At 73.3% G+C, this 26,985-nt stretch carries 18 protein-coding genes; 11 read left to right on the forward strand and 7 right to left on the reverse strand.

Annotated features, from left to right (window positions below; translation table 11 throughout):
• Positions 1-152: 152 nt before the first annotated feature.
• A complete protein-coding gene (locus tag CC117_RS10480) occupies positions 153-1,358 on the reverse strand; it encodes a site-2 protease family protein (RefSeq protein ID WP_071083540.1) in 1,206 nt (401 codons plus the stop codon).
• Positions 1,359-1,468: 110 nt separating this feature from the next.
• Here CC117_RS10480 and CC117_RS10485 point away from each other — a divergent pair, with 110 nt between their 5' ends.
• From CC117_RS10485 to CC117_RS10495, 3 genes are all read left to right on the forward strand, one after another.
• Positions 1,469-2,602 carry a RecB family exonuclease gene (locus CC117_RS10485; RefSeq protein ID WP_241829990.1) on the forward strand — a complete coding sequence of 378 codons (1,134 nt, stop codon included), beginning with the start codon at positions 1,469-1,471 and terminating at the stop codon, positions 2,600-2,602.
• A gap of 351 nt (positions 2,603-2,953) precedes the next feature.
• Positions 2,954-4,108 (forward strand): ABC transporter ATP-binding protein, encoded by a 1,155-nt coding sequence (locus CC117_RS10490; RefSeq protein ID WP_071083541.1) that lies wholly within the window; start codon positions 2,954-2,956, stop codon positions 4,106-4,108.
• Positions 4,109-4,111: 3 nt separating this feature from the next.
• Positions 4,112-6,640 carry an ABC transporter permease gene (locus CC117_RS10495; RefSeq protein ID WP_071083542.1) on the forward strand — a complete coding sequence of 843 codons (2,529 nt, stop codon included), beginning with the start codon at positions 4,112-4,114 and terminating at the stop codon, positions 6,638-6,640.
• Positions 6,641-6,677: 37 nt separating this feature from the next.
• On the opposite strand, the gene CC117_RS10500 is transcribed toward CC117_RS10495, so the two are convergent.
• Positions 6,678-7,400 (reverse strand): HAD family hydrolase, encoded by a 723-nt coding sequence (locus CC117_RS10500; protein ID WP_071083543.1) that lies wholly within the window; start codon positions 7,398-7,400, stop codon positions 6,678-6,680.
• A 405-nt stretch (positions 7,401-7,805) separates the two neighbouring features.
• On the opposite strand from CC117_RS10500, the gene CC117_RS10505 reads away from it, so the two are divergent.
• The gene (locus CC117_RS10505) at positions 7,806-8,648 is read left to right on the forward strand and encodes a PAC2 family protein (RefSeq protein ID WP_071083544.1); all 843 of its coding nucleotides are present in this window, start codon (positions 7,806-7,808) and stop codon (positions 8,646-8,648) included.
• Between the two features lie 34 nt (positions 8,649-8,682).
• On the opposite strand, the gene CC117_RS10510 is transcribed toward CC117_RS10505, so the two are convergent.
• The 4 genes from CC117_RS10510 to CC117_RS10525 all read right to left on the reverse strand — a co-directional run bounded on the left by CC117_RS10510 (position 8,683) and on the right by CC117_RS10525 (position 13,057).
• Positions 8,683-9,900 (reverse strand): hypothetical protein, encoded by a 1,218-nt coding sequence (locus tag CC117_RS10510; protein WP_071083545.1) that lies wholly within the window; start codon positions 9,898-9,900, stop codon positions 8,683-8,685.
• A 3-nt stretch (positions 9,901-9,903) separates the two neighbouring features.
• Positions 9,904-11,187 carry a cysteine--1-D-myo-inosityl 2-amino-2-deoxy-alpha-D-glucopyranoside ligase gene (gene mshC / locus CC117_RS10515; protein ID WP_071083546.1) on the reverse strand — a complete coding sequence of 428 codons (1,284 nt, stop codon included), beginning with the start codon at positions 11,185-11,187 and terminating at the stop codon, positions 9,904-9,906.
• A 221-nt stretch (positions 11,188-11,408) separates the two neighbouring features.
• Positions 11,409-12,197, reverse strand: a complete 789-nt coding sequence (locus tag CC117_RS10520; RefSeq protein ID WP_071083547.1) for an SCO1664 family protein — start codon at positions 12,195-12,197, stop codon at positions 11,409-11,411.
• Positions 12,194-13,057, reverse strand: coding sequence for a histidine phosphatase family protein (locus CC117_RS10525; protein WP_071083548.1), 864 nt, complete (start codon positions 13,055-13,057; stop codon positions 12,194-12,196). The genes CC117_RS10520 and CC117_RS10525 overlap by 4 nt, the downstream gene beginning before the upstream one ends.
• 266 nt (positions 13,058-13,323) lie before the next feature.
• On the opposite strand from CC117_RS10525, the gene CC117_RS10530 reads away from it, so the two are divergent.
• Together CC117_RS10530 and CC117_RS10535 are read left to right on the forward strand one after the other, a co-directional pair.
• Positions 13,324-15,642: an AAA family ATPase gene (locus tag CC117_RS10530; RefSeq protein WP_071083549.1), complete on the forward strand. Its 2,319-nt coding sequence runs from the start codon at positions 13,324-13,326 to the stop codon at positions 15,640-15,642.
• Positions 15,643-15,998: 356 nt separating this feature from the next.
• Positions 15,999-17,804: a glycosyltransferase family 39 protein gene (locus CC117_RS10535; protein WP_071083627.1), complete on the forward strand. Its 1,806-nt coding sequence runs from the start codon at positions 15,999-16,001 to the stop codon at positions 17,802-17,804.
• Here CC117_RS10535 and CC117_RS10540 read toward each other — a convergent pair.
• Positions 17,762-19,414, reverse strand: coding sequence for a glycosyltransferase (locus CC117_RS10540; protein WP_084131915.1), 1,653 nt, complete (start codon positions 19,412-19,414; stop codon positions 17,762-17,764). The genes CC117_RS10535 and CC117_RS10540 overlap by 43 nt on opposite strands.
• A gap of 283 nt (positions 19,415-19,697) precedes the next feature.
• Between CC117_RS10540 and CC117_RS10545 the strand changes: the two genes are divergently transcribed.
• The 5 genes from CC117_RS10545 to CC117_RS10565 all read left to right on the forward strand — a co-directional run bounded on the left by CC117_RS10545 (position 19,698) and on the right by CC117_RS10565 (position 26,958).
• Positions 19,698-21,179 (forward strand): NAD(P)/FAD-dependent oxidoreductase, encoded by a 1,482-nt coding sequence (locus CC117_RS10545; RefSeq protein WP_071083550.1) that lies wholly within the window; start codon positions 19,698-19,700, stop codon positions 21,177-21,179.
• Positions 21,180-21,389: 210 nt separating this feature from the next.
• Positions 21,390-23,222: a glycosyltransferase family 39 protein gene (locus CC117_RS10550; RefSeq protein WP_071083629.1), complete on the forward strand. Its 1,833-nt coding sequence runs from the start codon at positions 21,390-21,392 to the stop codon at positions 23,220-23,222.
• Positions 23,219-24,763, forward strand: coding sequence for a mannosyltransferase family protein (locus tag CC117_RS10555; RefSeq protein WP_071083551.1), 1,545 nt, complete (start codon positions 23,219-23,221; stop codon positions 24,761-24,763). The genes CC117_RS10550 and CC117_RS10555 overlap by 4 nt, the downstream gene beginning before the upstream one ends.
• A 257-nt stretch (positions 24,764-25,020) precedes the next feature.
• Positions 25,021-25,224 (forward strand): DUF5703 family protein, encoded by a 204-nt coding sequence (locus CC117_RS10560; RefSeq protein ID WP_071083552.1) that lies wholly within the window; start codon positions 25,021-25,023, stop codon positions 25,222-25,224.
• A 222-nt stretch (positions 25,225-25,446) separates the two neighbouring features.
• Entirely contained in the window at positions 25,447-26,958 is a 1,512-nt protein-coding gene (locus CC117_RS10565; RefSeq protein WP_071083553.1) for an NAD(P)/FAD-dependent oxidoreductase, read from the forward strand.
• The last annotated feature ends 27 nt before the right edge of the window (positions 26,959-26,985 follow it).

A 26,985-nucleotide genomic window follows, 5' to 3' on the forward strand; every position in this document is an offset into this window, starting at 1 on the left:
GGGCCGGTGCGCGCCCTGTTCCTCGGGTGCAGTGGTCGCCAGGAGCGACGGGCCCCGGCAGGGACGGGCCCCCGCGGACGGCCGACGGGCCGCTCTCGGACGGGCCGTCGGTTCGCCGGGCGGGCCGAAGCGGCCTCAGCCGCGGGGCAACGTCACCGAGATGAGACCATACGGGCCGCGGCCGCGGGGTCGATCCTCGCCACGAGATCAACCATCGCGAGCACGCCGACGGGACGCCCACGCTGGACGACGAGGTACTCCGGGGCGGGTACCCGCTGGACGGCGGCGAGCAGGTCCTCCCCCTCCAGCTCGGCCTGCAGAGTCATTCCCGGGCTGATCGTGCGGCTGACCTCGTCCACGGTCGTCCACGGCCGGCGGTGCGGCGGCATGGCATCCACCGACAGCCCGTTCATGATCTTGACGGGTACGCCGCCGCGGTCGATCACCGCGACCGCCGTCGCTCCGACCTCCTGCGCCCGGCGCAGCGCCTCGCCGAGTGGCACGGCACCCTCGACCGGCAGCGTGCGGCGGGCGAGCCGGCCCGCGGACAGCCCGGGCAGCCGCTCCCGGACCTTCGCGAGCCGCAGCGACTGGTAGGCACCGAAGGCCAGGAACCCGGCAAGGACGTAGGTGTACAGGACCCCGAAACCACCCGAGCCCGGCATCGAGCCCCACACCACCAACCCGCCGGCGACGACGAAGCCGCCGTAGGCGCCGGCCCGCAGCCCACGCAGCCGGTCGCGCCCGAGCGCCCACACCGCGGCGACCACCAGCCGCCCGCCGTCGAGCGGCAGGCCCGGGGCCAGGTTGAACACGAACAGCACCAGGTTGGTGAAGCCCAGGTAGAACAGCACCGTGCCGACGCTGCCGTGCTCGGGCACGGCCAGCAGCCCCAGGTAGCAGACGCCGGCGAGGACACCGTTGACAGCCGGGCCGGCAAAGGCGATCAGGAACTCGCGGGCGGGGGTGGCCGGTTCGGGCTCGAACTCGGTGAAACCCGCGAAGCCGTGCAGCGTCACCGACCGGACCCGCAGCCCGAAGTACTGGGCGGTCAGCGCATGCCCGATCTCGTGCGCGAGCAGCGACAGGAGGAACCCCGCCGACACCAGCAGGGCCAGCGCGAGCACGTGCCCGTCGGTGACGGGGGTGCTCGTCGCCGCGCGCAGCCGGTCGCCGATCGCGCTGACGAGCAGCGAGGTGATCAGCGCGGCGAAGACGAAGGCCAGCGGCGAGACGAAGATCGGCACACCGTGCACGTTCCCGACCCGCATCCCCTGCGGGCGCTCGGCCGGGCGCCGCTCAGGCGGCTCCGTCCCGCCCGTCGCCGCGGGGTACCCCGGACCGGGCTGATCCTTCATAGGTGTAGATGCTACGGACCATCCGGCGCTGTGTCTGTCGCGGATGGCGCCCCTGCCCGGGATTACCCGGCATCGCCGTCCTGTCGGTAGTGGGTTCTAGGGTCTGGGCCATGAGCACGCTGCCAGCCACCGCCGCCTCCACCTCCCCGCTTCCCGCGGACCCGGGCGGCACGGACCCGGCGGACACGGGCCCGGCCAGCACCACCCCGGCCAGCACAGCACCAACCAGCACGACGTCGGCCGGGACGGAGCCGGCCCGGGAGACACCGCCGCCGGGCACGACGTCCGAGGCGCGGGCGGTGCCCGCTCCGGCCGGTGGGGGGCACTCCGGGCCGGTCGGCGGTGGGCGCGGCTGGCATGAGGGCCCGGTCGTGGCGCAGCCCCAGGGGACGCAGGTCGTGGCCTCGCTGTCCCCGTCCCGGGCGGCCGACTTCGTCACCTGCCCGTTGCGTTACCGCTTCCGGGTCGTCGACCGGCTGCCCGAGCCACCGAGCGAGGCCGCGACCCGCGGGACGGTGGTGCACGCCGTGTTGGACCGGCTGTTCGACCTCCCGGCCTTGGAGCGCACGCAGCCGGCCGCGGCCGACCTGGTGGAGCCCGTCTGGGCGGACCTGCTGACCCGCGATCCGGCGCTCGGGGGCCTGTTCGACGACGACGGGGCACGCAGCGCCTGGCTGGAGAGCGCCCGCGACCTGCTCACCGGCTACTTCTCGCTCGAGGACCCGAGGCGCCTCGCTCCCGCCGCCCGGGAGCTGTATGTCGAGCACGTCCTGGAGTCCGGCCTGCGGCTGCGCGGCTACGTCGACCGTCTCGACGAGGCCGAGACGCCGCAGGGCACGGCGCTGCGGGTCATCGACTACAAGACGGGGCGGTCACCCGGCCCGGCCTTCGAGGGCGCGGCGATGTTCCAGATGCGGTTCTACGCCCTTGTCCTGTGGCGCACCCGCGGCGTCGTGCCGCGGGAGCTGCGGCTGTACTACCTGGGCGATCGCACCTGGCTGCGGGCCGCGCCCGAGGAGGCCGAGCTGCGGGCGACCGAGCGCCGCATCGAGGCGCTGTGGGCCGCCATCGCCCGCGCGCACCGGACCGGTGACTGGCGGGCGAGGCCCAGCCGGCTGTGCGACTGGTGCGACCACAAGTCGCGCTGCCCGGCCTTCGGTGGAACGCCCCCGCCGCTGCCGGAGGCCCGGGCCGAGGTGCCGGTGGACGACACGGCCCCGACCGTCTGCGAGGCGGACGGATAGCGGGGCCGGGCCGCGACGGCCGGTCGGGTGCCGGGACCCGTCCGCCCAGGGCCGCCGCACGGGTCCCGGCGGAAGCCCCGGGCATGGGACGAGGGCACCCGTTCGGGGGCCAGCAAGCACTTTGGGACAGTGGTCCGGCCAGGCGCCCCCGGGCGACGCGGACAGCTGGACACGCGGCCGGAAGATCCGGCGGCGCCCCGTCCGGTATCGCCGGTTACCGTCAGCAGCGAACATGTCGGGCGGAAGGATGTTGATCGTGTCCTCCGCGTTGTCCCTTCGGAACCTCCGGCCCCGGACTCCGTGGGACACACCCGCCGGCTGGTGACATTGTTCGCGACTGGGAGGAACGACATGGCCCGACGCCCCGCATCGGACCACCACGAGCCCCGTGGCGGTGCCGCCCGCAGGCGTGGGTCCGCCGCACGCGCATCCAGGCTGACCAAGGTCTACGGGTCGGGCGCCACCGCGGTCACAGCGCTGCGCGGCATCGACCTGACCTTCCCCTACGGCCGGTTCACGGCGATCATGGGCCCGTCCGGCTCGGGAAAGTCGACGCTCATGCACTGTCTCGCCGGGCTGGACCCGGTGACCACCGGCCGGGTCTTCATCGGCGACGTCGACCTCTCCCGGCTGGGCGACCGGCAGCTCACGCAGCTGCGCCGGGACCGGATCGGCTTCATCTTCCAGCAGTTCAACCTGCTGCCCACACTCACCGCGGCGGAGAACATCACGCTGCCACTCGACATCGCGGGCCGCCGGCCGGACAAGAAGTGGATGCGGATGGTCGTCGACGCCGTGGGGCTGGAGAAGCGGCTGGCGCACCGGCCACCCGAGCTCTCCGGAGGCCAGCAGCAGCGGGTCGCCTGCGCCCGCGCGCTGGTCACCCGCCCAGAGATCATCTTCGCCGACGAACCGACCGGGAACCTCGACTCCCGTTCGGGCGCGGAGGTGCTGTCGTTCCTGCGCGACTCGGTGCGGGAGCTGGGCCAGACCATCGTGATGGTCACCCACGACCCGACAGCCGCGTCGTACTCCGACGAGGTGATCTTCCTGGCGGATGGCCGCCTCGTGGACGCGATGGCCGACCCGACTCCGGATGCGGTGCTCGACCGGATGAAGAACCTCGACGCACTGGCCCGCGGGGAGGCCGACGCCGAGCATGACCACCACGACGCCGAGGACGACTACGAGGACGACGACTACGAGCCAGTGCCCTCCCGGCCCAGGAACCCCCGCGGCGCCCAGGCCCCGGACTACACCGGCCGAGCGGGTTATGGAGGTGAGGAGGAGTACGCCGACCACGGCGGGTACGCGCCCGCGGGCTATGCCCCCGAGTACGGCGAGCACGAGGGCTACGCCACCGGCGGCTACCCGGTCGGGGGCCACCCGCAGGACGTCCCGCAGGCCCATGCCTACCGCGACCACGGGCAGGGGTCCGGTCGCGGTGGGCAGGGACCCGGCCACGGCGGCGAGACCGGTCACCTCCATCGGGGCGAGTGGGCCTGACGGATGCTGCGCGCCACACTGCGGAGCCTGCTGGCCCGCAAGATCCGGCTCATGCTGTCGGCCCTCGCGGTCGTGGTCGGTGTCAGTTTCGTCACCGGCACCCTGGTCCTCACCGACACGCTCAACCGCACCTTCGACACCCTCTTCGCGGACATCAACAAGAACGTCAGCGTCTCGGTGCGGAAGGTCAACGCCGTCGGTACCGGTGGCCAGGCGGATCGGCTACCCGTCCCGGCCTCGCTGATCCCGACCCTGACCGGTGTGGACGGTGTCGCGGCGGCGACTGGTGTGGTCCGTGGCCAGGCCGACCTCATCGACCCGGCGTCGGACGAGGCACTGGGCGGCGGCGGCCCGCCGAGCATCGGGACGAACTGGACCGGTGACTCCCCGACCAGCTCCGAGGAGATCGTGCAGGGCCGGGCGCCGACCGGTCAGGAGATCGCCGTCGACAAGGCGACCGTCGACAAGCACCACCTGACGCTCGGGCAGCGGCTGTCCGTCCAGACAGCTGCCGAGCCCGAGGAGTTCACCCTCGTCGGCTCCTTCCGGATCGGCGGCCAGGACTCCATGGGCGGCGCCGTCGTCACCCTGTTCGACACCCCGACCGCCCAGCGGCTGATGGGTGCACCCGACCAGTTCAGCTCGATCAGTCTCGCGGCCGCCGGATCGCTGACCCAGGAGGAGCTGCGGAACCGGGTGGCGGCCGTCCTCCCGACCGACGTCGAGGCGATCACCGGCGTGGAGCTCTCCGAGGAGAGCGCCAACGTGGTGCAGGACGCGGTGGGGGGCTTCTCCACCTTTCTGCTGGTCTTCRCCGGCATCGCGATGTTCGTCGGCGCGTTCATCATCTTCAACACGTTCACGATGCTGGTCGCGCAGCGCGTCCGCGAGCTGGCGCTGCTGCGCGCGATCGGCGCCAGCCGGGTCCAGGTGCAGCTCTCCGTCCAGCTCGAGGCAATGATCGTCGGCTTCGTCGGCGCCACCCTCGGGCTGCTGCTCGGAGCGCTCCTGGCGGTGGGGCTGCGCGCGGCCGTGGGGGCCTTCGGAGTCGCACTGCCCTCCGGCAGCCTGGTGTTCCAGGCCCGGACGATCATCATCGCCTACGCGATCGGTCTGCTCGTCACCGGCCTGGCCGCGTTCATCCCCGCTCGTAAGGCGGCCTCGGTACCACCGGTGGCCGCGATGCGGGAGACCTACGTGCTGCCCAGCCGCTCGCTGCGCACCCGGGCGATCGGTGGCGGCGTGCTGACAGCACTCGGCGCGCTCCTCGTGGTGGGCGGACTCGCCCGGGGGGAGACACCGAACGCCAGCGCGGTCGGCGCCGGGGCGGCCTTCGTCTTCCTCGGCATCGCCACTCTGTCGCCGCTCTTCGCCCCGCCGGTCAGCCGGGTGGTCGGCGTCCCGCTGCGCGCCGTGTTCGGAACCACCGGCCGGCTCGGGCAGGAGAACGCCATTCGCAATCCGCGGCGGACCGCGTCCACCGCCTCGGCGCTGATGATCGGCCTTGCCCTGGTGAGCGCGTTCGCCGTGCTCGGGCAGTCGATCAAGCAGTCCGTGCGCGAGACGGTGTCGAGCAGCCTGGGTGCCGACTTCTACGTGAGCCAGGCGAGCTTCGCCAGCTTCAGCCCGGAGGTCGCCGCGGGTCTGAAGGGGGCGCCCGGCGTGGCCACCTCCACCGGGGTGCGCGGCAGCCCGATCAAGATCGGGACGGAGAACAGCTCCGTCCTGGCCGGCGATCCGGCCGGCCTCCTGCAGGCGCTGGCCATCAGGCAGGTCGCCGGTGACATCCGTGCGCTGGGCGAGGGCTCGGTCCTGATCGACGAGACGACCGCCGAGGAGCAGGGCCTGCAGGTCGGTGCGCCGGTGCCGGTCACGTTCGCGGACGGGCCGAAGGACCTGACGCTCGTCGGCACCTACGAGGAGAGCCCGATCGCCGGGCCCGCGATCATCGCGACCAGCGAGTACCAGAAGCACTCCAGCAACAACCTCGACCTGTTCGTGATGGTCACGATGGCCGAGGGGGCCGACCCCGCCGCGGTGCGCGCGGAGATCGACAAGGTGACGGAGCCGTTCGGCAACATCCAGGTGCTCGACCAGACGGAGTTCGTCGCCGAGCAGGAGAAGCAGGTCGACCAGTTCCTCGGGTTCGTCTACGTCCTGCTGGCACTGGCCGTGGTGATCGCCCTGTTCGGCATCGTGAACACCCTGGCTCTCTCGGTGATCGAACGGACCAAGGAGATCGGCATGCTGCGGGCGGTCGGGATGACCCGGCCGCAGATGCGGCTGATGGTCATCGTGGAGTCCGTCATCATCGCGGTCTTCGGTGCGGTGATGGGCGTGCTGGTCGGCAGCTTCTTCGGCTGGGCGCTCACCGGGGCGCTCGAGAGCCAGGGCGTGACGACCTTCGCCTATCCCGTCCGGACCATCATCGCCGTCATGATCGTCGGCGCGGTGCTGGGCGTGCTCGCCGCGGTCTTCCCAGCCCGCCGCGCCGCGCGGATGGACATCCTGCGCGCGATCGCCACCACCTGACCGGCGGGCCTGGTGCCGTGCCCGACAGGGTTCGGCCCTAGCCGGACGTTCCCCCCGGCAGTGTGGCGTCGCGGTGGTGGATCAGCGCCGCGAGCATCCCCAGGTCGACGTCGTGCAGGCTGGCGACCCGCGCGTGGCTCACCGGCCCGCCGGCGGCGGTGCTCCCGCCCCCGGCCGGCAGCGGCATCGACGGCACCAGGACCGTCACACAGCCGGCCGCCATGCCAGCCGCCGCCCCCGTGAGGCTGTCCTCGAGCACGACGCAGGCCGCCGGGTCGACGCCGAGCAGACGGGCCGCCGCCAGGTACGGGTCCGGGTAGGGCTTGCGGCGTGGCACCTCGTCACCGGCGACGGTCACGGTGAAGTGCCGGGCGCCGAGCACGGCGACGACCGGGTCGACGAGCGCCCGGTAGGACGACGAGACCAGCGCGGTCGGCACTCCGGCAGCGGCGACCACGGCCAGCAGCTCAGCCGCGCCGGGCTGCGGCACGATCGCTCCCGGCTCCCGGAACAGCTCCGCGGAGCGGCGGACCAGGAAGTCGGCGACGGCGGGCTCCTCCGACGCGGGGCAGCCCAGCATGGCCACCATGATCGGGACGGCGGTGTCGATACCGTGCCCGATCATGGCTTCCTTCATCGCCGGGGTGAACTCCCGGCCCAGCCGGGCGGCGGCCTCGTGCTCCGCGATCGTCCACAGCGGTTCGGTGTCGACGAGCAGCCCGTCCATGTCGAACAGGACCGCCGCCGGCAGGTCACTCACGCCGATGTCCTCCTCCGGAGGGAGCCGACCGGCCGCAGCTGCGTGACCGGCGCCGGGGCCGGATCGGGCGCACTCTGGCAGGGTACCGGGCGGTACTGCCGGCGCTGCCGGCGGTGCGCAGGACGCCGTCCGGGCCGGGCCGCCCGGGGGGGTTGATGGCAGGCTGCACATACCCGACATCACCCGTGGGGGTCCTGCCCGGCATAACCTCTCCGACGGGACACCGACGTCACGGAGCGACCAGGCCCGGTAGACAGGTCACGGGGCCAGGGTTGTTCCTGCCCTTGAGGCGGAGGTTGCGATCACGCGGCAGACTGGACGGCAGACGTTCGCGCATTCGGCGAGGACGTACCGTTGCCCTGACACGGGGGCTGGGGGCCGCCACGAGGCGGCAGGAGGTGGTAGGTGATCGAGTTCTCCGGCGTCGGCCAGCTACGGTCGCCGGTCGTCGTGGCCGCCTTCGAGGGGTGGAACGACGCCGCCGACGCATCGTCGGCAGCCGTGGAGCACCTGGAGAACGTCTTCGGCGCTCGGGTGATCGGTGCGATCGACCCCGACGACTACTACGACTTCCAGGTCAACCGCCCGACGGTCAGCGGGACCGACGGCGCCTCACGCAAGATCGCCTGGCCGACGACGCGGCTGTCGGTCGCCCGGCCGGCGAAGTCGGACTCCGACCTGGTGCTCATCCGCGGGCTGGAGCCGAACATGCGCTGGCGCGGCTTCACCGACGAGCTCATCGAGGCTGTGCACGCCCTGGGCAGTGACATGGTCATCACGCTTGGCGCGTTGCTCGCCGACTCGCCGCACACGCGACCCGTGCCGATCAGCGGCACCGCCGGGGACCCGGCCACCGCTGCCCGGCTGGGGCTGGAGGCGTCCCGCTACGAGGGGCCGACCGGCATCGTCGGTGTGTTCGCGGACGCCTGCTCCCGCGCGGAGCTGGCCTCGGTGTCGTTCTGGGCGGCGGTACCGCACTACGTGGCGAACCCGCCGTGCCCGAAAGCCACCCTCGCGCTGCTGCGCCGGGTCGAGGACCTTCTCGACATGGAGATCCCGCTGGGTGAGCTGCCGGACAAGGCGAAGGCCTGGGAGCGGCAGGTCGACGAGCTCGCCGCCGGCGACACCGAGGTCGCCGAGTACGTCCGCTCGCTGGAGTCCCGCGAGCCGGAGACGGCACTGCCGGAGGCCAGCGGCGACGCCATCGCCCGGGAGTTCGAGCGTTACCTGCGCCGCCGCGGCGAGTGACCGCCGCGGCGGGCGGCGGTCACCGCGGCGAACGTCAGTCCTCCACGATCTCCGCGTCGAGGATGTCGTCCTCGCGGGGCGAGCGGTAGCCCGTGGCGGTCATGCGCGGCACGTGCACGGACCCCGCGGGGGCGCCGGCGCTGGCCGTGCCCGCCGGCACGTACCCGTCAGCCACCTCCGCCGCCGGGTAGGGCTCCGCCGCCGGGTACGGCTCGGCGTCGGGGACGTCGCGCTGCTGGCGGTGCCGGCCCGGTCCGCGCCGGTTCGTGTCAGCCGCGGCGCCGGCTGCGCGCGTGCCCGCGGCCGCGGCCCGCACGCCGCTGGCCGCGAATCCGTCAGCCCGCCAGCCGTCGTCCGCCGCATCCGCCCGGCCGGCGGCGCTGTAGCCAGCCGAAGGCGCACCGGGACCCTGCGCACCGGGATCCTCCGGGCCGGAGCTCGGCGGACCGGACTGCTGCCGGCCCGACGGCTGCGGACCCGAATGCTGCGGACCGGCACCCTGAGGGCCCAGGCCCGACGCTCCGGTGCGCGGCGTACCAGCACGGGGCGCACTGGCACCTGGCACACCGGCGCCGGAAGTACCAGGACCGGGTGCCGCGGTGGGGATGCCGCCTGAGGTGCCCGGGGAGCCAGCGTCGTCGAGTCCGGCGGGTGTCAGCCCGGCTCGGACGAGGTCCGTCACGGCGCGGTCGATCTCGTCCTCGCCGAGGAGCCGGCGCAGCCGCAGGACAGCTCCGACGATCTCACCCTGCTGGCGGCGCAGCGCCTCCAGTGAGTGCGTCCCGCGGGCGATCTCCGTCTCGACGTCCTCGTGCCGGGTCAGGGCGAGCCGGCGGCTCTCCTCGACCGCGTCGAGGAGCAGCTTCTCCGCCTGCTCCCGGGCCTCACGCACGATCGGGTGGTTGGCGCCGGCCTCGGCCACCGCCTCCTCCAGCGCGGACTGCGCGATCTGCCGTGCGCCGGCGATGATGTCGTCGGCCTCGCGCTGGGCGATCTCCAGCATGAGGCCGATCCGCCCACCGGCCTGGGCGGACGCTCCCCCGGCGAGCCGTGCCTCCGCCTCACGGCGGTCACGTTCGTGACGCAGCGCGGACTCCGCCGCCGCCATCCGGGACGTCACCTCGCTCGCATACCGCCACAGGACGCCGAGGTAGTCGTCGACCTGGCGGGGGTCGTACCCCTGGGCAACCTGGTCGAAGGCCGGCCGTTCCATGGCGGCGCCGGGCTCGTCCCGGCGGTGGTGCGCCCCCATCGGCTAGGTTCCTCTCGGTAGAACAGAACCAAGATCAATGCCGAGCAACGCATCGACGATATCGCGGACGGTCACCTGTTCCGGCACAGCCGTACCGCCAGCGCTCCCACTGCCCGCCGCGCCATCCGCCGCGAGCGCGGCAGCCGCCCAGGCGTCGACGGCGGCGGCAGCGCCCGGAGCGTCGAGCCCGTCCGCGAGCCGGGCCCGGACGTCGGCGAGCACGGGCCGCGTGTCCGGCGTGGACGCGGGGGGCAGCGCCGCGGCGGCCCGCCATCGCTCCAGGGCCTGCTCGGCCGCGGGCAGGGCGCCCGGTGTCCACTCCCATTCCTCGGTGTGATGGTGGCGCAGCAGTGCCAGCCGGATCGCGGCCGGCTGCACCCCGTTCGCCAGCAGCCGCGAGACGAACTCCAGATTGCCCCTGGACTTCGACATCTTGTGCCCGTCCAGCCCGACCATGGCGGCGTGCACGTAGGCGCGCGCGAACGGCCAGGCGCCGTTCGCGACCTCGGCGTGCGCGGCGCTGCACTCGTGGTGCGGGAACGCGAGGTCGCTGCCGCCGCCCTGGACGTCGATGGTCGCGCCGAGGTAGTGCCGGGCGATGGCGGAGCACTCGACGTGCCAGCCCGGCCGGCCCGGCCCGAACGGCGACGGCCAGGACGGCTCACCGGCCCGTTCCGCGCGCCACAGCAGCGGGTCCAGCGGGTCCTTCTTGCCCGGCCGGTCGGGGTCACCGCCGCGCTCGGCGCAGGCGGTCAGCATCTGAGCGGCATCCAGGCCGGCGACCTGGCCGAAGTCCTTCGCGGCAGCGACGGAGAAGTACAGGTCGCCCTGTACCGGATAGGCGGCGCCGCGCTCGACCAGCTGGGCGACCATGTCGACGATGAGCGGCACGGCCTCGACGACGCCGACGTAGTGGTCCGGCGGGAGGATGCGCAGTGCGGTCATGTCGGCGCGGTACAGCTCGATCTCGCGGCGGGCGAGGTCCTGCCAGTCGACCCCGTCGCGCTCGGCGCGTTCGAGCAGTGGGTCATCGACATCCGTGACGTTCTGCACATATCGCACGGTGCGCCCAGCATCACGGACCGTGCGCTGCAGCAGGTCGAACGTCAGGTAGGTGAAGGCGTGCCCCAGGTGGGTGGCGTCGTAGGGGGTGATCCCGCAGACGTAGAGCCGGACCGTCGGCCCGAGTGCCAGCGGCCGCACCTCGCCATGGGCGGTGTCGAGAACGCGAAGGTCGCGACCCTGTCCGGGAAGCCGGGGCAGCTGGGGAGAGGGCCACGCGTCCATGCGTGTCAGGGTAACCGGGGCACTGGCGGCTGCGGGACAAGCTGCGCAGCCTGGGCAGCCCGCGCAGTCGGGGCGAGCCGGCGGAGCCGGACGGGTTCGGACGGGTGGGGAGGTCCGTGGGAAGYGGGGCCAAGGCGGGTCCGGCCGGGCCGCCACCACGACCTGAGGCGACCCGGAGGCGTCCGGTGTGTCACGGAGCTGCGTCCGGGCCGGTCACAGCCCTAGAACGGCGGCCAGGGGATGGCGGGCCAGTCGGCTGAGGGCATCGGGAAGCGGCGCCGCCTCAGCAGACGCTCGACGCGGGCGCGGACGGCGGAGATCTCCGCGGTGGTGAGCAGCGGCGCCAGCCGCTCGCCGAGGCCCGCCTCGAGGGATCCACTCAGACCACGGAGCAGTGCGGTCTCCGCGTTGGTGAGCCGCTCGCCCCGCCACGTCCACAGCAGTGTGCGCAGCTTGTCATCGGTGTGGAACGTCACACCGTGGTCGATGCCGTAGACCCGCCCGGACGGCGCGGGCAGCAGGTGGCCGCCCTTGCGGTCGGCGTTGTTGATGACCGCGTCGAACAACGCGATGCGCCGCAGTCGCGGATCGTCCGACCGGGTGAGTTCGACGAGGTCCACGGTCGTGTCGACATCGATCCAGAGCTGGACCATGCCCTCGCCGAACGGGCCCGGCCGCAGGACGGTGGGCGGCACGATCCCAAGCTCCATCGCCTCGGAGACCTCGTAGGCGGCGAGCTCGCGGCCGGCCAGCGTGCCGTCCGGGAAGTCCCACAGCGCCCGTTCGCCGCGCACCGGCTTGTAGACGCAGCGTGCCTCGGAACCGCCCGCGTGGATCTCGCACAGCAGGGTCGCGTTGCTCGCGTCCACCAGCCGCCCGGAGATCTCCAGCTCGCCGCAGCGGAGCAGCTCCAGCGCCTCGGCGGCGCCGAGCCCGCCCCCGTCGAGCGGGTCGAGCGGACCGGGCGGATCGTTGCTTCCTGGGTCGGGACCGGCCGAGGACAGGCTCACGCCTCCAGTCTGGACGTCGCGGACGGCACGGGTGAAACGGGGCCGCCCGATGCGGCCCCCGTCACCGGCACGACACCGGCGCCGCCGCCGACGATCTCGTCCTCGCTCGGGGCCCGGCCGGTACCGGCCCCACCGTTCCCGCCGGCCCCACCGGCGCCGCCATCCCCGCCCGTGCCGCCGTCACCGCCACCGCCCGTGCCGCCGGGCGGTGGCGGAGCCGGCAGCAGGTCGGCCACGGACCCGCCGATGTCGTTGATCCGCCGGACGAACGGGCGGTGGTCGCCGTACCGCACCACCGTCAGCGAGCAGGGGTCGACCGTGATCCGGTGGTACATGTCGAGGTGCATGCCCAGCGCGTCGGCGACCACGGTGCGGATCACATCGCCGTGCGAGCACAGCAACCAGGTCGCGTCGGGGCCGAGCCGCTCGTTCCACTCGCGCACCGCGGTCACCCCGCGGGCCTGGGTGTCACGCAGTGCCTCCCCGCCGGGGAAGGTCACCGCGCTCGGCTGGCTCTGCACGACCTTCCACAGCGGTTCCCTGGCCAGGGCGACGAGCTCCTTGCCCGTCCAGTCGCCGTAGTGGCACTCGCCGACCCGGTCGTCGGTGACGACGGCCTGGGTGCCACCCGGGGCCGCGGGGCCCTCCGGCCGGCGGCCCGCGATCGCCTGGGCGGTCTGGTGGCAGCGGTCGAGYGGACTGGACACGATCGCGGCCAGCGGGATCCCGGCGAGGCGTTCGGCCAGCGCCGAGGCCTGCGCACGGCCCCGGTCGTCGAGGCCGACTCCCGGAGTCCAGCCGAGCAGGATCTTGCCGGTGACCTCGGTGAGACCGTGTCGCACCAGCAGGACGGTGGTCAACCCAGACTTCCCTTCACCCATGCACAGCAGACGGGGCGGGCGGGCGCCCACCAGGCGACACAGTCGGACACCCGGGCCGTCCTCGCCGGCCGTCACGCCCGGCCGACGAAAGCCGGACTGGCATGCTGACCAGGTCGGACATGCCCGTGAGGGCGTCCACGCACCGAGGTGACGGCGCGTGATCAGACCACCCGGGGACCACCCACCGCACCACGCTACCGAGCGGGCGCACCCGGGACTGTCGGAGGCGTCGTTACGCTTCGGCCATGCCCGAAGATGCCGTCGACATCCCGCATGCACCCGCCTCCGTGCCCGGAGACCGGGGCGCGGCACCCGATGGCGCGGCAGTCTTCGCGGCGTTCTGCGACGCGGGGCTGTGGCCCGGGCTGGGGCGGACGACCGCCGGCCGGCTCGGCGAGGCGGGTATCGAACGCCGTGAGCAGGTGGACCTCGCCCGGCTGTCGGCCGTGCCCGGAGTGTCCGGGCCGCGCGCCCGCCGCCTGCTTGACAGCTTCCGCGCGGCGGAGCCGGCCTACGCGGCGGTGGAGCTCCTCGTCGCGGCCCGGATGCCGGCGCGGCTGGCCCGCGGGCTTACCGACGCCCTCGGTCCGCAGGCAGCCGAGGCGCTGCGCGCCGACCCGTGGTCCCTGCTCGACGGCGGCACGGCCGAGCTCGGCGACGCCGACCGCTTCGCCCGCCACTTCGGGCTCGACCGCGGTGACCCGCGGCGCGGTCCAGCGGTCGTCACCCACCTGCTCGCCCGCGCGGCGAGCCGCGCGGGCGACACCGCCGCGCCGGTGGAGGACGTGACCCGCGCCACAGCCCGCGAAGGAGTCGCCGGCCCGGCGGAGGCGCTGACCGCCGCTCTCGACACCGGCCGCGCGGTGCAGGTCGACGACCGCGTCGCCCTGGAGCGGTACGCGATGGCCGAGCAGGCGATCGCCGACGGCGTGGAACGCCTCCTCGCGACCGCGGAGCCGCTGCGACCCGGCGCGGACGGGCCGTCGCGGCGGGCCCGCCGCGACGGTGGCGATGGCCGGGACGGCGGTGGCGGAGCCGGGCCCGTGGCCGCGCCGCCGCCTCCGCCTCCGCCGGCGACCATGTCGATGTTCGACGACGACACAGATGACACCGACGTCGGTGACGCCGAGCCCGAGGACGGCGCCCGGTCGGGGGATGACGCACCGAGCGGCCTCGACCGCCCCGGCCGCTCGGCGGGTGGCGGAGACGCGGCGGACGGGGATGCCGCCGACCCCGGCGCCGAGGCGGACCGGGCCATCGCCGGCCTGGACGAGGTCCAGCTCCTGGCCGCGCGCACCGCACTGGAGGTCGGCGTCAGCGTGCTGACCGGCGGCCCGGGCACGGGCAAGAGCCGGACGGTCGCCGCGGTCGTCCGACTCGCCGAGGCTGCCGGTGTGGAGGTGGCACTCGCCGCCCCGACCGGGCGGGCCGCCAAGCGGCTCGAGGAGCTGTGCGGTGCGCCGGCGAGCACCCTGCACCGCCTGCTGGGCGCTCAGGGCCGCGGCGGAGGTTTCAACCGGGACGAGCACAACCCGCTCGACGCCGACCTCGTTGTCGTCGACGAGACGTCCATGCTCGACGCCGAGCTCGGTGCCGCCCTGCTGGACGCGTGCGCCGACGGCACCCATCTGCTGCTGGTCGGCGATCCCGCCCAGCTACCCAGTATCGGCCCCGGCCAGTTGCTCGCCGATCTGCTGGAGTCCGAGACCGTCCCGGTGACGGAGCTGACCCGGCTCTACCGGCAGGCGGACGGCGGCGCGATCGCGACGATGGCCGCGGCGGTCCGCCACGGTGAGCTGCCGCCCCCGCCGCCGGGCCCGGGCCGCGAGGTGGTCGTCGTGCCCGCACGTTCCTCGGGCGAGGCCGCCCACCGGGTGGTCCAGCTCGTCAGCGACTCGATTCCGCGCGCGCTGGGCATCCCGTCGGCCGAGGTCCAGGTCGTCACGCCGGTGCACGGCGGGCCGGCGGGGACGACCGCGCTGAACACCGCGCTGAAGCGGACGCTCAACCCCGGTCCCGGCGAGGTCTCCGGCTTCGACGTCGGCGACCGGGTCGTGGCCACGGCGAACCATCTCGACCTGGGATTCGCCAACGGCGAGATCGGCGTCGTCGTCGCACTGGGCGAGCGTGGCGGGCTGCGGGTGGCCTTCCCCGGTGGCGAGCTGGACATCCCGTCCCACGGTGTCGTCGATCTCCGACACGGCTGGGCCGTGACGGTCCACCGCGCCCAGGGCAGCGAATGGGCCGCCGTGGTCGGCGTCTTCCCGCCGGAAGCCGGGCGGATGCTGAACCGGCCGCTGATCTACACAGCGATCACCCGGGCGCGCAGCCACCTCTCCGTCGTGTCGGTGAACGGCCCGGCGCTGCGCGCGGCCGTTCGCGACGCGGGCGGGCGGCGCCGGATGACCCTGCTGCCGGCGCTGCTCGCCGGCGGCTCCGCGGACCCGTTCGGTCTGGCCGACGACATCGACGACGAGGACGAGATCGGTGCGGCCGGGAGCCACGGCGGTGAGCTGGCCGACGGGCTCACCGCAGCGGCCGCCCCGGCTCCCGCCAGCACGTGACAGGACGATGATGAGACGACTGACGCTCCGTACACCGCCCCGTGGCAAGATCGCATGCCGTGCGCATGGGTAGCGTTCGGGTGGTGAGCGCAGACGACCTGCCAGCCGGTCAGGTCGGGGAACCGTCCTCGGCACCGGAGGACCCGGGCACTCCCCCGCGGGTGCCACGGGCGACCCAGCCCGGCGGCGCCGAACCCGCGGGGGCACGGGCACCGATGCCACGCACGCCGCCGGACGTGCCGGATCTGACAGCTCGACCGGATTCGCCGGATCTGTCGGACGTACCGAGGCGGCCCCGCCAGGACGCGTCGCCGGATCCGTCCGGTGACCCGACGTCGCTGGTCGAGCAGGTCGCCATGCCGGCGCCGGCGCCTCGGGCCCGCGGTCCACTGGCCGCCGAACAGGTCCCGATCGAGCGGGCGGGCCCGGCTGAGCAGATCGTGCCGGTCCACCAGGCCCCCGCCCCCGCTCCCGCGGACGGCCCCGAGGCAGTGGGACCGGCCGCGCCGGAGCAACCGACTCCGGCGGAGCCGTCCGGGGAGGCTGAGCGCCCGCAGGCGGYCACGTGGAAGCATCGCCTGGCGGTCGGCGGAACGCGCGGGTGGCGCTGGGCCGTCACCGCGGCGCCGCAGCTGTTCCTCGCAGGGACGCTGYTGGCTGTCGCGATCGGCGCCGTGCTGCGGTTCGCCACACCGAGCCATCTGTGGCTGGACGAGTCGCTGACGGTCGGCATCGCCTCACGTTCCGTACCGGACCTGCTGCAGTCGCTGCGCCACGACGGGTCACCGCCCCTTTACTACCTGCTCCTACACGGGTGGATCACCCTGTTCGGCGACGGGGACATCGCCGTCCGGTCGCTGTCGGGTGTGCTCTCCCTGGCCACGCTCCCGCTGGCCTGGCTCGCCGGCCGTTTCGTGGGCCGCGCCGCGACCTCGCTCGGCAACGGCGGGCCGACCACCGAGCACCGGGTCGGTCTCGCGGCGCTGTTGCTGTTCGCCTGCTCGCCGTACGCGATCCGGTACGGCAGCGAGACGCGGATGTACTCGCTCGTCGTCCTGCTGGTCCTGGTGTTCGGGTTCGCCATCGTGCGGGCGCTTGACCGCTCGAGCCTGCCCCGCCTCGCCCTGCTGACCCTCGCGACGGCCGCACTGGTCTACACGCACTACTGGACGTTCCTGCTGGTGTTCACCGTCGCCGCGTTCCTGCTCGTGCAGGCGCGGCGGCGGCGGACCTACCAGCGCCCGGCGCTGCGGGCGTTCGGGGCGATGGCGGCCTCCGCGGTGCTGTTCGCACCCTGGATGCCGGTGTTCCTGTTCCAGATGCTGCACACCGGCACGCCCTGGGCGCCCCGGGTGCAGGCACAGGTGCTGCTCGACACCGTCTTCGACTGGGCCGGGCCGCAGTCGACCGGGGCCCTGCTGGGCATCATCCTCCTCGGGGGCGCCCTGATCGGGCTCACGGCCAGGCCGCTGGGCCGCGAGCTGCACGTCAAGATCTCCGGCCGGTCCCCCGGGCGGTTCCTGGCCGCGATCTGGCTGGTGCCGCTGCTGCTGGCCTACTTCGTCAACATGTTCGGCGGCAGCGCCTACGCCGAGCGGTACACCGGCATCGCGCTGCCTGCCTGCCTGCTGCTGGCGTCGCTGGGGATCGCACAGGTGCCCGTGCACCGGGCGTTCGCGGCGGTGCTCGTGGCCGCCTCGGTCAGCGGTCTGCTGGGCGGGTACCAGCTCGCCCGCACCGAACGAACGCAGGCCGGCGAGATCGCCGACCGGATAGCGCGGATCGCCCGCCCGGGCGACGTCGTCGCCTACTGCCCGGACCAGCTGGGTCCGGCGGTGCACCGGGCGATCGTGCGCCGGGGGGACATCGACGTGCGAGAGATCGTCTACGCGGACGAGGCCGGCCCGGCGCTCGTCGACTGGGTCGACTACGCCGACCGGATGAAGCGTGCGAACGGCACCGCCTTCGCCGCCGAGGTCAACGAGCTCGCCGGGCCGGACCATGCCGTCCTCCTCGTCCGCGCGGACGGGTACCGCTTCCTCGAGGGCGCCTGCGCCGTGCTCTCCGACCAGCTCGCGGCCCTGCGCGACCGCGCACTCCAGGTGGAGAAGCGCAACCTCTACGAGGGTGCGTCCCTGGAACGGTTCTCGACGCTGCGCTGATCGCCCGCCGCAGCGCACACCGCCAGCACCAGCAGCGCCATCGGCAGCGTGTAGTGGTTGAAGAAGGTCTGTTTGTTCATCAGGTCCAGGGCCAGCAGCACCAGGGCGGAGCCCGCGCAGAAGCCGGCGGCTCCGCCACGGGCCCGCCAGGCCAGCAGGTAGCTGAGGGCCAGCACGACCGCGGTCACCCCGAATCCGAGGGTGATCCCGAAGTGGTGGGCCCAGCCGGGGACGGAGAGCGAGTGGTCCAGCACCTGGTAGTCGAGATTCGTGCGCACGGCGTCGTCGAAGAAGTCCTGTGGGGAGGCGACCAGCCAGGGCAGGACGGCTGCCAGCCCGAGGCCGGCCGCACAGAGCGCCCGGCGCGGCCCGAACGCCGGCCAGCAGGCGGCCAGCGGGAGCACGAGGGCCACGTGCTGCTTGCTGGCCAGCGCGAGCGCGAAGGCCACCACGGCCAGCCGGGTGCGCCCGGTCACGACCGCCCAGACAGTCCCCGCCAGCAGGAGCACGAGGAGCGGTTCCGTCCACGACTGCTGGAGGGCGTACATCGACTCCGGGAACACGATGACCAGCAGCGGGAGCACGGGCGCGACGGCCAGGAGCCACGACGGCCATCCTGCGGGCTCGCCGTCACCCGCGGGCTCGCCACCGCCGGGTGCGGCGGTGGCGGGTGCGGGTACGGCGCCACCGTGGGCCTCGCCGGCTGGGCGGCCCGCGACGACAGCACGTGCCGCGACGGCCGCCAGGACCAGCGCCAGCAGCAGGCCATAGCGAACGTCTCCGAAGACCCACCGGAACGGGGCGAGCAGCAGCGAGGTCCCGGGCAGGTAGGGGTAGACGTCGAACAGGCCACCGGCGGTGTAGGTGGCCCGGTCCGGGCCCCACTGCTGGCGGTACATGTTCTCGCCCCGGGCGAGGCCGGAGGTCGACACCTGCAGCAGGTGGAACACATCGATCCGCGGTCGCGGCGCGGCGATGACCGTGGCCACCCCGGCGGCGGTGGCGAGCCCGAGCACTCCCCGGAACACGCCGTCCCCCGCCCAGGAGTCGCCGAGCCAGCGGCCGAGACGGTCGGTCCCCCCCGGGCGCGCGCGGCGCAGGAGCGGCCCGAGGAGGGCCGCGGCCGCCAGGGCGCCGGCGAAGGCTGCGAGGACGTCGGCGGCGAGTGCCGCCGGGCCGGTGGCGTAGTACCGCGGGTGCCGCACGGTCGGGCCGACCGCGACCACGAGAACAGACAACGCGACCGCCACGCGGCCGCTCACCGCCACGGACGGGCCCGCCCAACGGCCCCGGCGCTCGGCGGGCCAGCCGAGGGCGGCGGTGACGGCGGCGGCTCCGAACAGCACCGCGGCAAGGGCCAGCGGGCTGTACCGCCCGTCGGACAGACTGATCCCCACCGCGGTCCCGCACCAGCCCAGCAGGAGCAGATCGGCCCGCAGTCGTCGAGGCGCGCCGCCACGCCGTGCGGTGCCAGGCAGTGCGGGTGCGGCGTCAGGTGGTGCGGGTGTGGTGCCACGCGGCGCGTCACCGCCGGCCGCGCCGGAACGGACGGATCGGCGGGTCGGCTCGGCCGCCGGCGGCTCGCGGGGGTCGGGCAGAGCGCGGGACATGTCCGCACGATCCCAGAGCGCCCCGCGTCGGCGGGTCACCGACCTTACCGGGCCCGTGCCGGGTCACGGTCCTCCCGCTCGCTGCGCACGCCTGGGAACCGCTGCGGTGGCCCGGCGCCGGGGGGTCCGGTGAAGCGACGGTAACAACCATGCGAGACTGCCCCGGAGGCCGGATGCGAAGGTTCCGGCACCGGGAGGGGTTCCGTCAGCCGCGGGCGTGAAACATGCCGCAGGCCTGCCCCTACTGACCACGGACGATGTCGTTGAGGAGAGGTCCGGCACAGTGACCGAAAAGCCAGAGGTAGTCGTCATCGGAGCCGGGCCGGCCGGTCTGTCCGCCGGCTGGGAACTGATGAAGCGGGAGATCCCCGTGACGATTATCGAGGGTGACTCGGTAGTCGGTGGAATCAGCCGTACGGCCCAGYGGGACGGCTGGCGGTTCGACATCGGCGGCCACCGCTTCTTTACCAAGGTCCCCGAGGTCGAAAAGCTGTGGCACGAGATCCTGCCGGATGAGGACTTCCTGCTCCGGCCGCGATCCAGCCGTATTTACTACAAGGGGAAGTTCTTCGACTACCCCCTGAAGGCCGGCAACGCGCTGGGCAACCTCGGTGTTCTCGAGGCGGCCCGCTGCATCGGCTCGTACGCGGCGGCCCGGGTGCGCCCGCCCAAGGACCAGTCGGACTACGAGAGCTGGCTGGTCGCCCGCTTCGGCTGGCGGCTCTACCGCACCTTCTTCAAGACCTACACCGAGAAGCTGTGGGGCGTGCAGGTCAGCGAGATGCCGTCCGACTGGGCCGCCCAGCGGATCAAGAGCCTCTCCATGAGCAACGCCATCCTCAACGCGGTGCTGCCGAAGCGGAACCAGAAGGAGATCACCTCCCTCATCGAGGAGTTCCAGTACCCGAAGTTCGGGCCGGGAATGATGTGGGAGACCGCCGCCGACAAGATCACCAAGCAGGGCGGGCGGATCGTCTTCGAGGAGAAGGTCCGCAAGATCCACCACGAGAACGGGCGTGCCACCGGCGTCACCACGGTGGTCACGGGCGGCTACGGGCCCGGCGCCGGGGCGCCCGAGTCGTCCCGCAGCGACCTCGGCACCGAGTACCAGTACACCGGCGACCACTTCATCTCGTCGATGTCGTTCTCGTCGCTGGTGCGTGTGATGGACCCGCCGGTCCCGCCGCGTGTTCTCGCCGCCGCGAACGCGCTCAAGTACCGCGACTTCCTGACCGTGGCGCTGGTCGTGCCCGAGTCCGCCGGATTCCCGGACAACTGGATCTACATCCACGCTCCGGACGTGAAGGTCGGCCGCATCCAGAACTTCGCCTCCTGGTCGCCGTTCCTGGTGAAGGACGGCAAGACCTGCCTCGGGCTCGAGTACTTCGTCTTCGAGGGTGACGAGATGTGGAACTCCTCGGACGAGGACCTGATCGCCCTCGGCACCCGGGAGCTGGCGAAGCTCGGTCTGGTCGGCTCGGCCAAGGTCGAGGCCGGTTACGTCGTGCGGATGCCCAAGGCCTACCCGTACTACGACATGGACTACAAGAAGAACGTCGACATCATCCGCGGGTGGCTCGAGGACAACACGCCGAACGTCCACCCCGTGGGCCGTAACGGCATGCACCGCTACAACAACCAGGACCACTCGATGCTGACCGCGATGCTCACGGTCGAGAACATCATCGACGGCAAGTCCCACGACGTCTGGGAGGTGAACGTCGAGGAGGATTACCACGAGGTTTCCTCCACGAAGCGCGCCTAGACCGCGGGCACGCGGTTGTGATCCCACCTCCGGTGAGGTGGGATCCGGATGTGTTCCGCGCACCCGGCGTGGCCGGTGCGCGACTGGGCGCGTCATCCTGAGCGCGTCGACGTTCTCCTGCAGCAATGTGCCCGCGAGCGCGGGCCGGCCGGCCGCCCTGCGCGGAACGGCCGGTTCGCCCCGCGGCCCCTGGCACCGAAGGGACAGACCGTGACCGACGTCGCGGTGCGGCCGGCGGAAAACACGCCCGAGCCGGTCGACAGGGCCGGTGCGCGGCCCGGCCGCGAGGAGCGGATCTTCCGGGCCGCACTCGTACTGATCATCACCGCGGCGGTGGTGGTGCGTTTCGTCGCCCGCCAGCCGCTCTGGCTGGACGAGGCGCAGAGCGTGGCGATCGCCCGCCTCCCCCTCTCCGGGACCGGCCCGACCATGTGGGACGGGCTGCTGGAGGACGGCTCGCCACCCCTCTACTACATCCTCCTGCACCTGTGGACGTCCGTTCTCGGGGACGGCACGGGAGCGGTGCGGGCCATGTCCGCGGTGATCAACCTCGGCTCGGCGGTGCCGCTGTACTACCTCGGCCGCCGGCTGGTCGGGCAGCGGGCGGCGAAGGTCGCGGTGGTGTTCTACCTGACCTCGCCGTTCGCGCTGTACTTCGGCACCGAAACGCGGATGTACAGCCTCATCGTGCTGCTCACCACGCTCGGCGGTCTGGCCCTGGAGCGGGTGCTGCGGGAGCCGCGCGCGAAGAACATCGCCGCGCTGGCCATCTGCTCCGGCTGCCTCGCGCTCACCCACTACTGGTGCCTCTACCTGCTGGTCACCGTCGGCGCGTGGCTGATCGGCCTGGTCTTCCTGCGGCGGCGGCTCGCGGCGGCGCGAGCGGTGCGCGACGCGCGCTCCACCCGCCCCGGCGGGCGCGCGCGTGGCGGGCACCGGCCGGGCTCGGTCCGCGCCCCGCGCCCCGCGGCGACGGCCGTCACCCCGGTGGCGCCCAACGGCGCGCCGGCCGCGGGGCTGGCGGAGACCGCCGACCAGTGGGCTGGCGGCCGGCACCCGGCCGAGGTCCTCGCCGACACGGTGGACGCCCCCGGACGGATGGTGCCACCCTGGTCCCCGCGCGGGCCGTTGGCGGGGATCATCGGGATCGTCGCCGGCGGCCTGGTGTTCGCGCCCTGGCTGCCGAACTTCTTCTCCCAGCTCGCGCACACCGGCACCCCCTGGGGTGAGCCGGCGACCTTCGCGGCCGTCAGCCACGCCTACGGCCAGTGGGCCGGCGGGCCGACCACCCTAGGCCGTCTGCTGCTGTTCCTGATCACCGGCCTGGTCGCCGCGGGCATCGCCGGGCGTCCGCTCGGCGGCCGGTTCCTCCTGCTCGACCTGAAGGGGCTCGAGCCGGGGCGCACCCTGTTCCTCCTCGCCACCGGGACGCTGATCGTCGCCGTCGCCGCCGGCAAGGCCGTGGGCAACGCCTGGGCCGACCGCTACACCGCGACGGCCTTCGTCCCGTTCCTGCTGGTGGTCGGGCTCGGCGCGACCATGCTGGCGGACCGGCGGGTGTTCCACGGTGTGCTCGCCATAGCGGCGCTGGCCGGTGTTGTCGCCGGCACGAGCGACGTCCGACGGGAGCGTTCCCAGGCCGGCGAGGCCGCGGCCGTCCTCACCCGGCTGGCCAGCCCCGGGGACATCCTGCTGGTGTGCCCGGACCAGCTCGGACCCGGGCTCGCGCGCACCGTCCCGTCCTGGCTCAAGGTTTACGTGGTGCCGACCTACGCCGGGCCGGACCGGGTGAACTGGGTCGACTACGAGGAACGGAACGAGAGCGCGAACGGGGTCGCGTTCGCGGAGCGGGCACTGGCCGAGGCGGGGACCAACACGGTGTTCATGGCCGGCTCGGGTGCCTACCGGACCTACGAGGAGTTGTGCACCCAGGTCCGGGCGACCCTGCAGGAGCGGCGCCCGAACGCCGACGAGGTGATGGAACAGGGCCTGCCGACGCGGGTCTACGAGAACTACGCCCTGCTGCGCTTCCGAGCGTCGTGACCGAGCCCGGACCACCGGGCGCTGCCGGGGGAGGTTCCTGGTTCGAGACCGCTCGGCCCGCGTACCCGGACCGACGCCGGCCCGCCCCGCCGCAACCGACGCCGACGCCGCACGGGGGCGCCGGGGCGGCGGTCTCGGACGCACCGGCGCCGGGTGCGCCAGAGCAGCACGCGCCGGACGGCACGGCGCCACCGGAACGCGCGGCAGCCCCGGTCCCCCGTCCGGCACCTGCCAGCGCGCTCCTTCCCGCGGCGGGCGGAACACCGGTCGCCGGCGCGGGACGAGGGAGGGCCGGCCGGCATGCCAGCGGCGCCTCCACTCCTGATCCCGCCCTCGAACGCGGAGCCGCGGCGGCGGCGGGTGCCTGGGCTCGGCGCTGGTACTTCCGGGAGATCCTGGTCGCCTGGATCGCCGCCCGGGTGGTGGTCGGAGCCGCGCTGGGCCTGACCCGTTTCCTCGCCGACAGCGTCCGGGAGGGCAACGCGGTCGGGCTGGAGACGACGGGCCTGCTCGGCTGGGACGCCGGCTGGTACCTCACCATCGCCGAGCACGGGTACGAGGCGTCCGGGGACGAGAGCCGCCGCTTCTTCCCGCTGCTGCCCCTGCTGGTCCGGGTGTTCACGGTCCTGCCGGGGCTGGGCGGTCACAGCGGCGCGGTGCTGGTGGCGCTGGTCAACGTGCTGGCGCTCGGGTTCGCGCTGGCGCTGGTGGGCGTGGCGCGTACGGAGGGTTTCGGCGAGGACGCGATCCAGCGGCTGATCTGGATCTCCGCACTGGCACCGCCCGCCTTCGTCCTGGTGATGGGTTACGCGGAGGCGCTGGCCGGGCTGCTCGCCGCCGCCGCGGTCCTCGGGGCACGCACCCACCGCTGGGAGATCGCGGCCGCCGCCGGGCTGCTCGGCGGCCTGTGTCGGCCGCTGGGCCTGTTGCTGGCCGTCCCGGTGGCGATCGAGGCGGCCCGGGGGCTGCGTCTGCCACTGGCTGGTCGGCTCGGGGCTGCGGGGGCGCCCGGGCCGCTGGTCCGTCCCGTGGCGGCCGGTGGGCCGACCGGCCGGGAGATGCTCGGCCGGTTCGCTGCGGTCATCGCCCCGATCGTCGGCGCCGGTGTGTATCTGATGTGGTCCGCCTCGGCGTACGGGGATGGGCTCGCACCGCTCACCATGCAACGGGACGCGGCCCGGCACGGCAGCACGGGCAATCCGCTCGCGACCATCGTCGACGCGGCCCGCGGAGCGACGGCCGGCGAGCTCGGCACGGCCCTGCACGTTCCCTGGCTGCTGCTCGCCGTGGCGGCCCTGGTGGTGATGGTCCGTACCCTRCCGGTGTCGTATGCCGTGTGGTCCGGGCTGGTGTTCGCGGCCGTGGTGACCGGCAGCAATCTCGATTCGTCCGAGCGCTACCTGTATGGCGCCTTCCCGTTCCTGCTGGTGGCCGCCACGGCCACAGCTCGCCGCGAGGTGTGGAATCTGGTGATCACGGTTTCGGCGGCGGCGATGACCGTCTATGCCACGCTGGCGTTCACGCTGTCCTACGTCCCCTGACATGCCCCCCGGCATGTCCCCTGGCGCTGCCTGCTGACCCGCGGCCGGTTGACCCGCGGCTTCCCGACGTTTTCTGGCCGCGATGCGGCCACACTCTTGTGCACGATCGGCCGCTACGCCAAGGTTTCCCCTCAGGACACCCGGCGTTCACAGGCCCACCGGGACCGCGGCACCGATCCGCGGGCGCCGGTGCGGACGTCCGCGCGCGGGAGGACCGCCGGCGCACCGGGCCCGGCGCAGCGGGAGGTGCACGCGTCTTGGCGGACAGGGATCTCGAGTACCAGAAGCTGACCATGCCCCCGGGTACCGACCGGCGGACCGCGGTCGCGATCCTCACTCTGCACGCCGAGTTCGGCGACTGGGAGCTCGACCGCTCCCGGATCTACCCCGATGGGACCCGCCGAGTGGTGCTACGCCGGCGGCGCCGACCGGGCGGCCTTCCCGGGTATCTGCCCACCTGAGTTCGCCCGGTCGCCTCCGGCCGCCCGCCGGCCGCGGCTGCCCGGCAGTGGCGGCACGCTGCCTCGGTTCCGATGGGCACAACACGTCCCGTCCGGGGTGCCGCCCGCCTGCGTGACAGCGGCGTCCCGTGACGTGAGTATCGCCACGATCTCCCTTCCGCTACGCGGCGGAAGATGGTGAGGCGGACGGACCGTGAACCACTCCGTCAGACACCCATCGGCATGTGGGGAGCGATTGTGACCGCTACGAGCGACAGGCACCAAAAGCATCGGGTCGTGATCATCGGCTCGGGTTTCGGCGGGCTGTTCGCCGCCCAGGCGCTGCGCCGCGAGCCCGTCGAGGTGACTGTCGTCGCTAAGACCACACATCACCTGTTCCAGCCACTGCTTTACCAGGTCGCGACAGGCATCCTTTCCGAGGGGGAGATCGCCCCTGCCACCCGCGAGGTGCTGCGTCGCCAGCAGAACGTGAGGACCATTCTCGGTGAGGTCGTCGGTATCGACCTCGCCGCGAAGACCGTGACGTCCAATCTGCTGGGGCGTACGGACGTGCAGCMGTACGACAGCCTTATTGTCGCGGCCGGCGCCGGTCAATCCTATTTCGGGAACGACCACTTCGCCGAGCACGCCCCGGGCATGAAGAGCATCGACGACGCGCTGGAGCTGCGCGGGCGGATCTTCGGTGCCTTCGAGGTGGCCGAGACCTCGCCCGACCCGGCCGACGCCGCGCGCTACATGACCTTCGTGGTGGTCGGCGCCGGCCCGACCGGCGTGGAGATGGYCGGCCAGATCGCCGAGATGGCGCACCGGACGCTGCGCCACGACTTCCGGCAGATCGACACCACCAAGGCCCGGATCATCCTTCTCGACGCCGCGCCGACCGTACTCGGCACGTTCGGGGAGAAGCTGGCCGCCAAGGCCACCGCGAAGCTGGAGAAGATCGGCGTCGAGATCCAGCTCGGCGCCCGGGTCGTCAACGTCGACTCCCGCGGCATCGACGTCGAGGACTCCGACGGCACCCGGCGTCGAATCGAGTCCGTCTGCAAGATCTGGGCTGCCGGCGTCGCCGCCAGCCCGCTCGGCAAGCAGCTCGCCGAGCAGTCCGGCGCGGTCCTGGACCGGGCCGGCCGGATCCAGGTGCAGCCGGACCTGACCCTGCCCGGTCACCCCGAGGTGTTCGTCGTCGGGGACATGGCCACCCTCGATCGGCTTCCTGGTGTGGCCCAGGTCGCCATCCAGGGCGGCAAGTACGCCTCGAAGACGATCGCCACCCGGTTGCGCGGCGGCCCGCCGATGCGCAACTTCGAGTACAAGGACAAGGGCAGCATGGCCACCATCTCGCGCTTCAGCGCGGTGGCCAGCATCAAGGGCGTGCAGCTCAGCGGGTTCCTGGCCTGGCTGATGTGGCTCGCCGTGCACCTCGTCTACATCATCGGGTTCAAGCACCGGGTGACGACCCTGCTGCACTGGACGGTGAGCTTCATCGGCCGCGGCCGCTCGGAGCGGACCGTCACCCAGCAGCAGATCTTCGCCCGGTCGGCGCTCCAGCGCCTCGGGGAAGGCTTCATGCCGACCCTGCCCGACGACTGGGCCTCCCGCGGCCCGTCCGCGGTGACCCGCCCGGCAGCGCAGCCGGGGGCCGTCCCCACGGCCCGGAAGGCAGGCGCGGACGCGCCTCGTCTCACTCCGGACGGCACGTCGTCCGGAGGAGCCGCCTCCACCGGCACCGCCTGACCACGGGCGCGGGCCGGACGGATCCGT

Source organism: Parafrankia colletiae, assembly GCF_001854655.1.
GTDB classification, from domain to species: Bacteria; Actinomycetota; Actinomycetes; order Frankiales; family Frankiaceae; genus Parafrankia; species Parafrankia colletiae.